The following is a 13,708-nucleotide window of genomic DNA, read 5'->3' on the forward strand; positions in this document are numbered from 1 at the left end:
GGTGACCGAGCTGCAGATCGAGTTCGCGGGGGAGTGGATCACGCTCGACCCCGAGCGGCCGTTCGTCATCGGCCGCGAGGGCGACCTCACGGTCGACGACAACCAGTACCTCCACCGGCAGTTCCTCGAGATCCGCAACCAGGACGGCCTCTGGTGGCTCTCGAACGTCGGCACGCGGCTCTCGGCGACCGTATCCTCGGGCGGCGGCGCCGTGCAGTCGTGGCTGTCGCCCGGCGCGCGCCTGCCGATCGTGTTCTCGGAGTGCTCGATCGTGTTCACGGCGGGCCCGACCACCTACGAGATCGGCGTCCACTCCGATGAGGCGGCCTTCGCGATGTCGACCGAGCACCGCCGCCGCTCGTCGGGCGAGACGACAGTGATGCCCGTGGGGCTCACGCAGCTGCAGAAGCTGCTCATCGTCGCGCTCGCCGAGCCGATGCTGCGCCGGGACGGCGTGGGCGTGAGCGAGCTGCCCTCGAGCGGCGCGGCCGCCGAGCGGCTCGGCTGGACGATGAGCCGCTTCAACCGCAAGCTCGACAACGTGTGCGACAAGCTCGACCGGATGGGCGTGCAGGGGCTGCGGGGCGGCGTGGGGAAGCTCGCGAGCAACCGGCGCGCCCGGCTCGTCGAGTACGCGGTCTCGTCGCAGCTCGTCACCCGCTCCGACCTCGCGCTGCTCGACGACCCGGCGCTGCGCGACGCCGACGACAGCCAGGACTGACCCGGAGGCTCCATGAAGGTCAAGCTCACCCTCCACCGGCCGGCCGCCGAGCCGACCGACGTCGTCATCACGGCCGACTCGACCGCGACGGTCGAGGATGTCGCGCGGCAGATCGCGCTCGCCGACCCGACCCGCTCGACGGTCTTCGGCGAGCACGACACGCTCTCGCTCGCGGTCGCGCCGCCCACCGAGTCGCGCCTCGTCGAGCTGCAGTCCGACGCGCTCATGGCCGAGGCGCCCATCGGCTCCGGCTTCCACGCCCAGGTCGTCAACCTCGGCGCGGGCAAGCGGCGCGGCGGGGTGGCGGGCTCCGCGGTCGACGCCGTCGCCGTGCTGCGCGCGGTGCGCGGCCCCCTGCGCGGCCAGGAGTTCCAGCTCGCCCGCGGGCACTGGCGCATCGGCCGCGACGCGGCGAACGACGTCGTGCTCCAGGATCCGCTCGTGTCGAAGCGGCACGCGCGCATCGAGGTCGGCGCGCACATCGAGGTCGTCGACCTCGGGTCGTCCAACGGCATCCTCGTCGACGGCCAGCACATCACGCGCCTCACCGTCATCCCCGGCCAGCCCTTCACGATCGGCGAGTCCGACTTCGTCGTGCACCTCGTCGGCTCGTTCGACGCCTCCGGCGACGACCCCGTGCTCGAGCGCGGCGGCGCGCTCATGTTCAACCGCAGCCCGCGCGTCGAGCCGCGCTACCCGGGCGAGGCGCTCAAGCCGCCGAGGATCCCCAAGGAGATCACCGACAAGCTCTTCCCCTGGCCGATGCTCATGACGCCGATCCTCATGGCCGGCGCGCTCTACGCGATGACGGGCCGCGCGCGCTCGATCCTCATCGCGTTCATGACCCCGCTCATGTTCCTCGGCAACTTCATCAACTCTCGCCGCCAGTCCGGGCAGCGCCAGAAGGTCGAGGTGCAGGTCTTCGAGCAGCAGTTCGAGGCGCTCGAGGAGCGATTCCACCGCGAGCAGCCGCACGAGGTCGAGGTGCGGGGCCAGGAGGCGCCGCCCGTCGCGGAGGTCTTCGAGCAGGCGATGCGCCTCGGCCCGATGCTCTGGACCCGCCGGCCCGAGCACTGGAACTTCCTCGGCCTCCGCCTCGGCACGTGTCGCGACGAGTCGCGCCTCACCATCCGCGAGTCGGAGGAGGACGAGGGCCAGGGCCTCCCGCAGTACATCGAGCGCGTCGAGCGCCTGCGCGAGCGCTTCCGCTACGTCGACGGCGTGCCGGTGTTCGAGTCCCTGCCGGTGTCGGGCTCGATCGGCATCGCGGGCCCCAAGGGGCTCGCCGCCGACGTGCTGCGCGGCATCTCGGTGCAGCTGTTCGGCCTGCACGCGCCGAACGAGGTCGTCGCGGTCGCGCTGTGCGACCCCGACTGGACGGCCGAGCTCGACTGGCTCAAGTGGCTCCCGCACACCACGAGCGAGACGAGCCCCTTCCAGCAGCTGCCGCTCGCCGACTCCGCGCCCGCGGGCGCCGCGCTCCTCAACGCGCTCGAGGAGCACATCATGCGCCGCACCCAGACGCCCGACCACCGCGGCCCGATGGCCGATCGCTGGACGCCGATGGACTTCGGCACCGACGTCGAGCGCGCCGCGGGCGTCACGCAGACCAAGATCCCCACGAGCGTCATCGTCATCATCACGAACGACGCGCCCGTCGACCGCCCGCGCCTCACGCAGATCCTCGAGCGCGGCGCCGACGTCGGCGTCCACGGCGTCTTCGTCGCTCCGACCGTCGAGTCGCTCCCCGCCGCGTGCCGCAGCTTCGTCGACGTCACGGGCGGGCTGGATGCGGCGCGGGCCGGGTCCGTGCGCGCGGGCGAGGCGAAGGAGGGCGTCGCCGTCGAGGGCGTCTCGCTCGAGTACATGAGCGTGTTCGCGAAGCGCCTCGCGCCCGTCGTCGACTCGAGCATCGTCATCAACGACAGCTCCGACATCCCGAACGCCGTCATGCTCCTCTCGCTCGTGGGCGACGAGGTCGCCGAGGATCCGGCGGCGGTCGTCGACCGCTGGCGGCAGAACTCGACGATCATCGACCGCAGCGGCGCGAAGCTCCCGCGGCTCAAGCGGGCGGGCACGCTGCGCGCGGTCATGGGACAGGGCGCGAGCGACGTCATGACCCTCGACCTGCGCACGCAGGGACCGCACGCGCTCGTCGGCGGCACGACCGGCGCCGGCAAGTCCGAGTTCCTGCAGGCGTGGGTGCTCGGCATGGCGGCAGCGCACAGCCCCGATCGCGTCACGTTCCTGTTCGTCGACTACAAGGGCGGCAGCGCCTTCGCCGACTGCGTCGAGCTGCCGCACTGCGTGGGCCTCGTCACCGACCTGAGCCCGCACCTCGTGCGCCGGGCGCTCACGAGCCTCAAGGCCGAGCTGCACCACCGCGAGCACCTGTTCAACCGCAAGAAGGCGAAGGACCTGCTCGAGCTCGAGAAGCGGCAGGACCCCGAGACGCCGCCGGCGCTCGTGCTCGTGATCGACGAGTTCGCGGCGCTCGCGAAGGAGGTGCCGGAGTTCGTCGACGGCGTCGTCGACATCGCGCAGCGCGGTCGCTCCCTCGGCATCCACCTCATCATGGCGACGCAGCGCCCCGCGGGCGTCATCAAGGACAACCTGCGCGCCAACACCAACCTGCGCGTCGCCCTGCGCATGGCCGACGAGGCCGACTCGAAGGATGTCGTCGACGATCCGGTCGCGGCGTCGTTCGACCCGCGCATCCCGGGCCGCGGCATCGCGAAGACGGGTCCCGGCAGGCTCGTGCCCTTCCAGTCGGCCTACGCGGGCGGCTGGTCGTCCAAGGACGAGGTCGTCGCCGCCGAGGTGCGGGTCGCCGAGCTGCGCTTCGGCTCGATCTCGGTGTGGGAGGTCGAGCGGGTCGCCGAATCCGACGCGCACGACGAGGACCTCGGCCCCAACGACCAGAAGCGCATCGTGCAGACGCTCATCGGCGCGGCCGAGCACGCGGGCATCCCCGCCCCCCGGCGCCCGTGGCTCGACGACCTGCCGACGACGATCGACCTCCGGCAGCTGCCGATCGAGGGCGACTCGAAGGTGCTCCTCGGGCTCTCCGACCTCCCGCAGCGGCAGCAGCAGCTGCCCGCCTACTTCGAGCCCGACAAGGACGGCTCGATGCTCGTCTTCGGCGCATCGGGCGCCGGCAAGTCGGCGCTGCTGAAGACGATCGGCACGGTCGCGGGCATGCGGCCGGAGCTCGGCCGCGCCGAGGTCTACGGCCTCGACTTCGGCTCCGGGTCGCTGCGCGCGATCGAGCGGCTGCCGCACGTCGGCTCGGTCATCGAGGGGGACGACGTCGAGCGCGTGCAGCGGCTGCTGCGCTCGATCGACCGCGAGATGGATCGCCGCGCCCGCGCGTTCACCGCCGCCGACGCCGCGAACCTCGCCGAGTACCGCGACATCGCCGATCCGGAGGCCACGCGCATCTTCGTGCTCGTCGACGGCTTCCCCGAGTTCCGCAAGGACTGGGAGATCCAGACCGGCCGATCCACCTACTACCGGATGTTCATGCGCATCATCAGCGAGGGGCGCAACCTCGGCGTGCACGCGGTCATCTCGGCCGACCGCCCGGGCTCGCTCTCGAGCAACGTCTCGTCGAACATCTCGCGACGCGTGGTGCTCCGGCTCGCCGACCCGAACGGCTACCTCTTCCTCGGCGTCGACCGGGACGTCCTCGACGACGCGTCGCCCGCGGGCCGCGCGCTCTTCGACGGCGCCGAGACGCAGCTCGCGATCATCGGCGGCACCGCGAACGTCGCCGAGCAGGCGGCGATGCTCGACGAGCTCGGCGCGGGCCTCCGCGAGCGCGGCGCCGTCGACGTCGAGGAGATCGGTGCGCTGCCGACGAGCCTCTCGCAGGCCGAGCTGCCCGCATCCGTCGACGGCATGCCCGTGTTCGGCGTCGCCGAGGACACGCTCGCGCCGCGCGGCTTCGAGCCGCTCGGCACGTTCACGATCGTCGGGCCGCCGCAGTCGGGCCGGACGACGGCGCTGCGCTCGCTCGTCGCGGCGATGGTGCGCTTCGATCCCGACGTCAAGCTCTTCCACCTCGGCGGGCGCAGGGCCGAGCTCGTCGACGACCGGCCGTGGGTGCGCAGCGCCGTGCGCCCCGACGAGGTCGAGGCGCTCGCGAAGGAGCTCGCCGAGCTCGTGGTCGACGAGACGATCCCCGGGCGCATCGCGATCGTGGTCGAGGACGTCGCGCAGCTGAACGACGGGCCCGCCGAGCGCGCGATCCGGGCGCTCATGTCGGCGGTCAACAACAGCGACCACGTGCTCTTCGGCGAGGCCGACATCTCGCGCGCCGGCAGCAGCAGCGGCGCGATGGGCGAGTGGAAGGCCGGCCGCCAGGGCATCGCGCTGCAGCCGGACGCCTACGACGGCGACAGCATCTTCAAGGTGCCGTTCCCGCGCGTCAAGCGCTCGGAGTTCCCCGTCGGCCGCGGCATCTTCGTGCAGCACGGCCGATCCGTCACGATGCAGCTGCCGACCGCGCCCGCGGAGGTGCTCGCCGACGCGTGACCGCGCTCGGGCATGGGTAGGTCTCCCCATTGAACTCCCAGAGGGCGATTCCTAGATTTGTGCCTGTTGGTCCTCACCGGGGCCACGACTCCAGCTGAGAAAGGGTGAGAACCGATGAGCGACTTCGGTGCAACATATGACGAGATGGAGACCACGGCCTCCAACCTCGACACGGGCAAGACCGACATCGACGACCTGCTCGACAAGCTCCAGGGCTACGTCGACGAGCTCGTCGAGGAGGGCTTCAAGACCGAGAAGGCCTCCGGCAAGTTCCGCGACGGCTACCAGGACCTCACGGACGGCCTCAAGGAGGCCGCCCAGGGCGTCGAGGACATGGCGCAGGCGCTGCGCGACATGTCGCAGGCGATCAAGGACACCGACACGGCGCTCGCCGGCGGCTGATCCCACACACGTCAGGAGGGGGGCCGCCCGGCGGCCCCCCTCCCGCGTCCCGACGCGGTGCGGCATGGGGAGGTCTCCCCATTGGCCGCCGCCGACGGCGTGCCTAGGTTGGAACCACGCGGCCCCGTCGGGCCTGCGGTTGGAGAGGGAGTCCGATGAACGACGTGCTCATCAAGTACTGGGAGCTCGAGCGACTGGTCGAGCGGCTCACAAGCATCATCGACGAGTTCGAGAGCGCCGGCGACCGCACCGGTGAGATCCGCAGCGCGGTCGGCTACCCGTGGGGCCGCAGCGAGCTCACCGAGAAGGCGAGCGAGGCGGAGTCGCGCTGGAGCTACAAGCGCGCGAAGCTCACCGAGTCCCTCATCGGCATCCGCGACCACGGCCAGGCCGTCTACGAGGCGTTCCAGGAGTTCGACGCCGAGGCCGCCGCGAAGTTCGAGGCCGGCGAGAACCCGCCGTCGTCCTGATCCGGCACCACCCAGCGCAGAGGAAGAGCACATGAGCACCTGGCCGTACACCACGAAGGCACGGCACATCGTCGAGTTCCAGCAGGACGGCAGCGACATCGTCTCGCTCGGCTGGGACATCTGGTACCTCGGGCTCTACATGGACACCGCCGCCGACATCATGCAGAAGCTCGCGAGCGGCGACGACGGCCAGCAGGGCGAGGCGGTCGACGAGCTACGCAAGAAGGTGGGCGACGCCCACGTGCAGCTGCACCTCGCGAGCGAGCTCTACATGCCGATCGGCTCGGCGCTCAAGCACTACGGCGCCGAGGTCCGCGACACCATCCGCCCGCAGATCAACACGCGGCACCAGACCGCGAGCGACGCCTGGAACACGTACGTCGCGCTGCCCGGCGACAAGGACGGCCGCAGCTACTTCCTCGGCATCGGCAAGCCCGAGGAGGGCAGCCCCGAGGAGGAGCAGCACGAGGCCGAGGACCAGGCGAAGCTCCAGGCGTGGAACGACTGGATCGACGCGGCCGACTCGTACGACGCGGCGTACGACACGTGGGAGACGGCGTGGAACTCCGCCGTCGACGAGATCGACGACGGCTTCAGCGACGACCTCAAGGACTCCCGCTGGGAGAAGTTCAAGCAGTTCCTCGACGTCGCGCTCGAGGTGCTCAAGTGGGCCGGCCTCATCGTCGGCATCCTGGCCCTCGTCATCGGCGGGCCCATCCTCGCTGCGATCGCCGCCGCGATCGCGGTCGTGGCGCTCGTCGGCACCCTCATCCTCGCGTTCGAGGGGGATCGCTCGTGGGGCGACGTCGCGTGGGCGGTGATCGACGTCATCCCGGTCGGCAAGCTCGGCAAGCTGTTCCAGGCCGGCGAGAAGATGAAGTTCGTCAAGGAGATGGGGAAGAACTTCGACCCCAAGACCTACAAGGACGGCTGGAACGCGCTCAAGAAGCTCGACGGCTTCGGCGAGGGAGCGTCGAAGGGCATCCGCGACGGCGCGCTCGCGCTCGTGACGGGCAAGAACAGCTCCGGCTGGTCGAAGCTCTGGACCGACAACATGGACACCTCGGCGTGGCGGGCGGCGACGAACCCCGGCCTCATCGACCGGGCTGCCGAGAAGGTCATCCGCTTCAACGGCGTGCTCTTCGAGGGCGGCTTCACCGTCGTCAACAACGGCTTCAAGCTGCAGAACTGGACGTCGACGATCAGCGGCGGCGAGATCGAGAGCTGGCGCAACAGCAACCCGGTCCTCCGGTTCCTGTTCTGATCAGGCCGCGCTGCTAGGGTCGCCGACGTGACGGGAGCTGGCGAGATCGAGGCCACGACGACCGTGCCGGGCTGGCTGCGGATCCCCGAGGATCTCGCCCCCGAGGCGCGGTCCGCATGGGTCGAGGAGAGCGTCGCCGAGCTGCGCGACGCGTGGGGCGAGCAGTGGGATGCGCGCGCGGCGCAGATGGTGCCGGAGATGCTGCGCGCGTCGCTCGACGAGCGCCCCGACGCGCACGTCGTGTTCGAGGTGTGGCCGCTCGCGCTGCCGGCCCGCGCGCGCGTGCAGGTGTCGATGGTCGATCGCGCCTCGCTGCCCGACTGGGAGGCGATCGGCTGCGACGTCGTGCCGTACGACGGGGCCGCGGTGGGCCCCGGGCTCGCCGTGTCGCGCCAGCGCGACTCCGAGTCCGAGGAGGGCCTGCGGCTCATCGACTGGGGCGCGGTCTTCGACGACGGCGAACGGGCGCTCTTCGTGCAGGTCGACACGGTGCCCGTGCTCTTCCTGCAGCAGATCCTCGCTGGGCTCCACGGCATGGTGACGTCGCTGCGGGTGACGCTGCCGAGCGGCGAGCCCTTCGCGGCGCGTCCGTCGGCGCTCGCGCTGCAGGACGACGACGGCGAGTGGCCGGCCGCGCGGATGCAGGCCGAGGGCCTCGCCGACGGACCGGAGGACGCCGCGTGAGCGCGCAGGCCGGCGCCGCCGAGGGCACGCGCGAGCGCGTCTCGCTGCGTGAGGAGCTCGGCGCCGGAGCGCCGCCCGAGTTCACGATCGCCGTGCCGCGCGGCTGGGAGCGCGTGCCGGTCGACGAGGGCGGCCGCGCGCAGCTCGAGCAGCGGCTGAGCGGCCGCATGATGCAGGTCGGCAGGCTCGACCTCATGATCGAGCTGCGGCGCATGCTGCGCGAGAACCTCTCGGTCATGGCCGAGCACGGCGCGATCGCGCTCTTCATGCCGCTCGACCCCGGCGGCCTCGGCCAGACGGGCGCGCCGACCTCGATCACCGCGTACCTGCGCAAGGGCGAGCCGGGCGCCGAGCTCGACGACTACGCGCGCCAGGTGATCCAGCGGTTCGGGGCGGCGCCGCTCTACGGCGACCTGCGCACCCTGCGGTTCGAGACCGAGTCGACGCGCGACGTCGACGACACACCCGTCGTGCTCTCGACGACGCACTACCTCACACCGATGCCGGGCTCGCGCCGCAAGCGGGCCGTCGAGCTGCTCGCGACCTACGGGCGGCCGGAGAGCATGCCGCGCGACGACGAGCGCGTCGAGGGCCTGCACGTGCTGTTCGACGTCTGCGCGTCGAGCCTCCGGTGGGCGGGAGCGCGGGCATGAGCCGCGTGAGCGAAGCCGTGCGCCAGGCGCGCGAGGAGGACTTCCCGGCGGGCGTCGACCTCGGCTCGCTCGAGCTGCAGCAGGCCGTCGAGACCCCCTCGCTGCGCGGCGGCGCGGCTCGCGACGCCGTCGTGGCGCTCATCCTCGGCATCGCGCTCGTCGCACCGCTCGGGGGCGTGCTCGCACCCTTCGGCGGCGCCGACGTCGACGCGTTCGCCGGCACGGGCAACCTCGACCCCGCCATGGCGCGCACGCTCGTCGTGCTGTGCTTCTGGGTCGCCGCGCTCGGGCAGCTCGTCGGCCTCGTCGCGTGGTGGCGCGGCGGGCGGATGCGGTCGGGGCTCGGCACCGCGGCCGCGGCCCTCGCGGTGGTCTGCGCGGCGCTCGCCGCCTGGTGGCACGTCGACCGCGCCGAGCCGGCGCAGCTGCCCGCGCTGCTGGCGCCCATCGTGCTCACGGGGCTCGTCGGCCTCGTCGCGCTCGTCGCGCGGCTGACGCGCTCGACCGGCGGCGACGCGAGGCTCGCGCGCCGCGCGCGCATCGCCGAGCGCATGCAGGCGCTGCCGGAGGCCGAGCAGCAGGCGCTGCGCGACGAGCGGCAGCAGATCCTCGAGGCGCTGCGCGAGCGCGGCCTCATCGACGACGGCCTCGCCGTGCGCGCATCCGCCGCGCCGATGGGCGAGTGGTACCTCCTCGACGCACGGGCGGGCTCCACGCGCGACGCCTGACGCCTGACGCGTGCGCGGCGATGGGCAGTCCTGCCCATTCTGCGGATGCGGCGGCGCACGTAGCGTCGACCGTGCCGCGCGGCGCCACGGCCGGCCCCGGCGGCGGGGAGGCACCGTGCACGACGTCCGCATCGACTACGGCGACCTCGACGGCGCGGTCTCGCACCTGCGGTTCGTCGCGCAGCAGCTCGAGGGCACCGACCTCACGAGCCGCGACGCGGCGGCGGCGACCGGCCACGAGGGGCTCGCCGCCCGGGTTCGGGAGGCTGCCGAGAGCTGGGACGACAACCGCGAGCGCTTCCAGGAGGCGGCCGAGGAGCTCGCCGACGCCGTCGCGGGCATCGCCGCCGCCTTCCGAGACCTCGACGTGCGCCTGGTCGGCGACGCATGACGCTCGAGCCGCTCACCGGCCACTGGCCCGCCGTCGAGGGCCACGGCGACGGCTACCTGCGCACAGCCGAGGCCATCGAGCGCGCGATCGAGCACCTCGCCGCCATCCGCGACGAGGACGCGACGGTCGCCCGCTCGATCGAGCGCGTGCGCGAGTCGGCCGCCGAGGTCGCCGCGCAGCTCGACGGCGCGACGTCGCGCTACGCCACGACCGGGCGCGCGCTCGTCGAGTACGCCGACGACCTCCGCCTCGCGCAGGCCCGCGCCGACGACGCGATCGACGACTGGCGCGAGGCCGCGGCGCGGGCCGCCGACGCGCGCGCCGAGCAGGGCCGGCTCGCGTCCCTCGACACCGGGGACGACGCATCCGCCGCCGCCCGCACGGCCTCGGCGCTCGCCGAGCAGCAGCGCGCGCTCGCCGCCCACGCCGCCGCGATGGCGGCCGCGGAGGAGGCCTGGCGCGCCGCGCGCGACCACAAGGAGGAGGCTGCCGAGCTCGCGGCCGCGCGCATCCGCGACGAGATCGCGGGCGCCGACGTGAACGACTCGCTGTGGGACGACGTGCGGGGCGCGATCACGGATGCGATGGAGGCGGTCGAGGATGCGCTCCTGACGGCGCTGCGATGGCTCGGGGCGGTCGTGCTCGTCGCGGCCGCCGCGCTCGTCGCCGCGGCGCTCGCGATCGCGCTGATCGCCACGGGCCTCATCGGGATGCTGCTCGGCGGCCTCCTGCTGCTGACGCTCGCGACGTGGGTCGCCGGCGGCGGCGCCGAGGCGTTCGTCGCCACGCTCGTCCGCACCGGGTCGCTCGATGCGGCGCTCGTGGCCGGCACGATCGGCTGGCTGCGCGGCACGCTCCCGTGGGCGGCGGCATGGCTCGTCGACGGCGACCGGGGCGCGCCGGTGCTGCAGTGGTCGGGCGCGCTCGAGCCGCGGCTCGGCGCGGCAGGGACCGCGGGCGACCACCTCGCGCGGCTGCAGGCCGACAACCGCGCGGTCGACGCGCACGCGGGTGGCCCCGGCAGCGACCCCGCGCGCTCGAGCATGGTCGCCGTCACCGCCGTGACCGCACCCGGCGGCGAGACGGTGTGGCGGGTGAGCGTGCCGAGCACGCAGCAGTGGCTGCCCGGCACCGAGTCGATCAACGACCTGCACGCCGACGCCGCCGTCAAGCTCGGCGACACGCGCACGCAGCTCGAGCGGGCGGTCGTGCTCGCGATGGAGGAGGCGGGCGTGCCCGAGGGCGCGAGCGTGCTGCTGAGCGGCTGGAGCCTCGGCGGGATCGTCGCCGCCGAGCTCGCCGCCGACGCCGAGTTCGCGAGCACGTACGACGTCGACGGCGTCATCGTCGCGGGCTCGAGCATCGACGACATCCGCGTCCCGACGCACGTCCCGATGCTCTCGTTCGAGCACAGCGGCGGCACCGGGAGCATCGCCGACCCGGTGCCCCTCACCGAGGACCCCTCGCGCGCCGACCGGTCGGGCGATCCGAACCGCACCGTCGTGCGGGTCGCGCCGCCCGCGATCGCCGGCGTCGTGCCGCACCACGCGCTCGGCTACCAGCAGACGATGCAGGAGCAGGGCGACCTGCCCGGCTCGAGCGCGAGCACGTGGATGGCCCTGCACGACCTCGACCGCTTCTTCGTCGGCGTCGAGCGACCGCACGCATCCGTCTTCTCGCGCGGCGGGGACGGCTGACGTGGCGGCGATCGGGAGGGACCCGGTGACCGAGGCGGCGCTCGCACCGCTCGACGGCGTCGTCGCGGTCGAGGCAGCGATCGCGGTCGCGGGACTGCCCGGCACGCGCGCGGCGCGCGTCGCCGTGCTGCTCGAGGCAGCCGATGCGGGCGAGCGCACCGACCCGGCGGCCCAGACGGGTGCGGATGCGGTCGGCGCCGTCGTGCGCACCGCGATCGACGCGCTCCGCGCCGTCCACGGGCCGGGCGTGACCGGCAGCATCGCGCTCGCGCGGCGTGGTGCCGGCGGCGCCCGCGAGCCGCTGTCCCCGCGCGCGGTGCTCGCGGCCGCCGGCCTGCTCGACGCGGCGGCGGCCGGCGACGAGGTGCTGTTCGGGCCGCGCACGAGCTGGACCGTGCGGTGAGGCTCGTCCTCGCGCTCCCGGGGCGCTGGTTCGCGCTCCCGCTCGGCGAGCCGGCGGCGCGCGAGCGCATCGCCGGGCTCGCGCGTGAGCTGCACGGCACCGCCGACGACCGCGCCGGCGCCCGCATCGCGCTGCGGCGGCGGCTCGAGGCCGCGCTCGAGCGCGCTGAGGCGGCGCGCGCCGAGCAGGTGCACCTCGGGATCGCGCTCGAGACCGGCGTGCCGATGCCGGCCGTCGCATCCGTCTACCCCGCCGTGCCGGTGCCGCCCGCCGCGGGCGTCGGCGCCGACCCCGACGGGGTGCTCGCCGCGCTCGAGCCCGTCGTCCTGCGGGCCGCGCACGTGGCCGGGGGCGGTGCTCCGCTGCGGGGGCCCGGGGACCGCATCCTGCGCACCCGCGACTCGCGCATCCTGCGGCGCGCGACGGTGCGCGCGGGCGAGAGCGAGGGCGAGGGCGAGAGCGAGGAGGGCGCGCCGCCGTCGCTCGCGGTCGACTGCTGGATCACGGTGCCCGGGGCGCGCCGGGTCGTGCTGCTGCACCTCGACCTGCCGCTCGTCGCACCCGAGCCGCTGCTGCTCGCGCTCGCCGACGCGATCGCGTTCGCGGCGCGCTTCGAGCGACCCGCCGGGCTCGCCGAGCGGCTGCGGGCGACTGCTTGACCGTGCATGGGCGCTGGCCCTATCCTTGATCGGGTGTGCGCACGAGCGCGCCTTGCGTCATGCGCGAGGCGCGGGAGAGCTCACTCGGGTCCCGGACCATCCGAGACCCCCACGGCATATCCACCACTCCCGTCAGGCGCGCGAGCGCGTGCTCGGTGGATCACCGATGGACGCCGGCCCCGCCGGCAGACCACATCGAAACGCTGTCACCGTGCAGCAGGAAGAAGCAACGTGCCCACAATCCAGCAGCTGGTCCGCAAGGGCCGGACGCCGAAGGTCTCGAAGACCAAGGCGCCCGCCCTCAAGGCGAACCCCCAGCAGCGCGGCGTCTGCACCCGCGTCTACACCACCACCCCCAAGAAGCCGAACTCGGCGCTCCGCAAGGTCGCCCGCGTGAAGCTCTCGAACGGCACCGAGGTCACGGCCTACATCCCCGGTGAGGGCCACAACCTCCAGGAGCACTCGATGGTGCTCGTCCGCGGCGGTCGTGTGAAGGACCTCCCCGGCGTGCGCTACAAGATCGTGCGCGGCGCGCTCGACACCCAGGCCGTGAAGAACCGCAAGCAGGCTCGCAGCCGCTACGGCGCGAAGATGGAGAAGAAGTAATGCCTCGCAAGGGACCCGCACCCAAGCGCCCGGTCGTTGCTGACCCCGTCTACGGCGCGCCGATCGTCTCGCAGCTCGTCAACAAGATCCTCCTCGACGGCAAGAAGGGCCTCGCAGAGCGCATCGTCTACGGTGCCCTCACCGGCGTCGGCGCCAAGTCGGGCCAGGACGCGGTCGCAGTGCTCAAGAAGGCGCTCGACAACATCCGCCCGACCCTCGAGGTGAAGTCGCGCCGCGTCGGCGGCTCGACCTACCAGGTCCCCGTCGAGGTCAAGCCGCACCGCGCGAACACGCTCGCGCTGCGCTGGCTCGTCTCCTACGCCAAGGCGCGTCGCGAGAAGACCATGACCGAGCGGCTCATGAACGAGATCCTCGACGCCTCCAACGGCCTCGGCGCCGCGGTGAAGCGCCGCGAGGACACGCACAAGATGGCCGAGTCGAACAAGGCCTTCGCGCACTACCGCTGGTGATCACGGTGCGGGCCGCCGTCCGGC

The 13,708-nt window shown here is 73.1% G+C and carries 14 protein-coding genes; all 14 read left to right on the forward strand.

Annotated features, from left to right (window positions below; all coding sequences use genetic code 11):
• The first annotated feature begins 1 nt into the window (after position 1).
• The 14 genes from BLT67_RS09220 (at position 2) to rpsG (ending at position 13,684) form a co-directional block, all read left to right on the forward strand.
• Positions 2 to 721 carry a hypothetical protein gene (locus tag BLT67_RS09220; RefSeq protein WP_407922522.1) on the forward strand — a complete coding sequence of 240 codons (720 nt, stop codon included), beginning with the start codon at positions 2 to 4 and terminating at the stop codon, positions 719 to 721.
• Between the two features lie 12 nt (positions 722 to 733).
• On the forward strand, positions 734 to 5,257 hold the full coding sequence (locus BLT67_RS09225; RefSeq protein ID WP_092666743.1) for an FtsK/SpoIIIE domain-containing protein: 4,524 nt from the start codon (positions 734 to 736) through the stop codon (positions 5,255 to 5,257).
• Positions 5,258 to 5,371: 114 nt separating this feature from the next.
• Positions 5,372 to 5,659 (forward strand): WXG100 family type VII secretion target, encoded by a 288-nt coding sequence (locus tag BLT67_RS09230; RefSeq protein ID WP_092666744.1) that lies wholly within the window; start codon positions 5,372 to 5,374, stop codon positions 5,657 to 5,659.
• Positions 5,660 to 5,814: 155 nt separating this feature from the next.
• Positions 5,815 to 6,129: a hypothetical protein gene (locus BLT67_RS09235; protein ID WP_092666745.1), complete on the forward strand. Its 315-nt coding sequence runs from the start codon at positions 5,815 to 5,817 to the stop codon at positions 6,127 to 6,129.
• Positions 6,130 to 6,160: 31 nt separating this feature from the next.
• Positions 6,161 to 7,393 (forward strand): hypothetical protein, encoded by a 1,233-nt coding sequence (locus BLT67_RS09240; protein WP_092666746.1) that lies wholly within the window; start codon positions 6,161 to 6,163, stop codon positions 7,391 to 7,393.
• 27 nt (positions 7,394 to 7,420) lie between these two features.
• The gene (locus tag BLT67_RS09245; RefSeq protein ID WP_092666747.1) at positions 7,421 to 8,077 is read left to right on the forward strand and encodes a hypothetical protein; all 657 of its coding nucleotides are present in this window, start codon (positions 7,421 to 7,423) and stop codon (positions 8,075 to 8,077) included.
• On the forward strand, positions 8,074 to 8,730 hold the full coding sequence (locus tag BLT67_RS09250; RefSeq protein WP_092666748.1) for a hypothetical protein: 657 nt from the start codon (positions 8,074 to 8,076) through the stop codon (positions 8,728 to 8,730). The genes BLT67_RS09245 and BLT67_RS09250 overlap by 4 nt, the downstream gene beginning before the upstream one ends.
• A 5-nt stretch (positions 8,731 to 8,735) precedes the next feature.
• Positions 8,736 to 9,458 (forward strand): hypothetical protein, encoded by a 723-nt coding sequence (locus tag BLT67_RS09255; protein ID WP_157674303.1) that lies wholly within the window; start codon positions 8,736 to 8,738, stop codon positions 9,456 to 9,458.
• A 115-nt stretch (positions 9,459 to 9,573) separates the two neighbouring features.
• A complete protein-coding gene (locus tag BLT67_RS09260) occupies positions 9,574 to 9,849 on the forward strand; it encodes a hypothetical protein (RefSeq protein ID WP_092666750.1) in 276 nt (91 codons plus the stop codon).
• On the forward strand, positions 9,846 to 11,546 hold the full coding sequence (locus tag BLT67_RS09265; RefSeq protein ID WP_092666751.1) for a hypothetical protein: 1,701 nt from the start codon (positions 9,846 to 9,848) through the stop codon (positions 11,544 to 11,546). The genes BLT67_RS09260 and BLT67_RS09265 overlap by 4 nt, the downstream gene beginning before the upstream one ends.
• 25 nt (positions 11,547 to 11,571) lie before the next feature.
• Positions 11,572 to 11,949 (forward strand): hypothetical protein, encoded by a 378-nt coding sequence (locus BLT67_RS09270; protein ID WP_157674304.1) that lies wholly within the window; start codon positions 11,572 to 11,574, stop codon positions 11,947 to 11,949.
• The gene (locus BLT67_RS09275) at positions 11,946 to 12,608 is read left to right on the forward strand and encodes a hypothetical protein (protein ID WP_092666753.1); all 663 of its coding nucleotides are present in this window, start codon (positions 11,946 to 11,948) and stop codon (positions 12,606 to 12,608) included. Before BLT67_RS09270 ends, BLT67_RS09275 begins: the two co-directional genes overlap by 4 nt.
• A 231-nt stretch (positions 12,609 to 12,839) precedes the next feature.
• Positions 12,840 to 13,214, forward strand: a complete 375-nt coding sequence (gene rpsL / locus BLT67_RS09280; RefSeq protein ID WP_047561483.1) for a 30S ribosomal protein S12 — start codon at positions 12,840 to 12,842, stop codon at positions 13,212 to 13,214.
• On the forward strand, positions 13,214 to 13,684 hold the full coding sequence (gene rpsG / locus BLT67_RS09285) for a 30S ribosomal protein S7 (protein ID WP_092666754.1): 471 nt from the start codon (positions 13,214 to 13,216) through the stop codon (positions 13,682 to 13,684). The genes rpsL and rpsG overlap by 1 nt, the downstream gene beginning before the upstream one ends.
• Positions 13,685 to 13,708 lie beyond the last annotated feature (24 nt).

The sequence above is a fragment of the Agrococcus carbonis genome (assembly GCF_900104705.1).
Lineage (GTDB): Bacteria > Actinomycetota > Actinomycetes > Actinomycetales > Microbacteriaceae > Agrococcus > Agrococcus carbonis.

Coding starts and splice junctions, on each gene's coding strand:
- BLT67_RS09225 (WP_092666743.1), top strand. CDS start 734: ATGAAGGTCAAGCTCACCCTCCACCGGCCGGCCGCCGAGCCGACCGAC.
- BLT67_RS09230 (WP_092666744.1), top strand. CDS start 5,372: ATGAGCGACTTCGGTGCAACATATGACGAGATGGAGACCACGGCCTCC.
- rpsG (WP_092666754.1), top strand. CDS start 13,214: ATGCCTCGCAAGGGACCCGCACCCAAGCGCCCGGTCGTTGCTGACCCC.
- BLT67_RS09265 (WP_092666751.1), top strand. CDS start 9,846: ATGACGCTCGAGCCGCTCACCGGCCACTGGCCCGCCGTCGAGGGCCAC.
- BLT67_RS09240 (WP_092666746.1), top strand. CDS start 6,161: ATGAGCACCTGGCCGTACACCACGAAGGCACGGCACATCGTCGAGTTC.
- BLT67_RS09235 (WP_092666745.1), top strand. CDS start 5,815: ATGAACGACGTGCTCATCAAGTACTGGGAGCTCGAGCGACTGGTCGAG.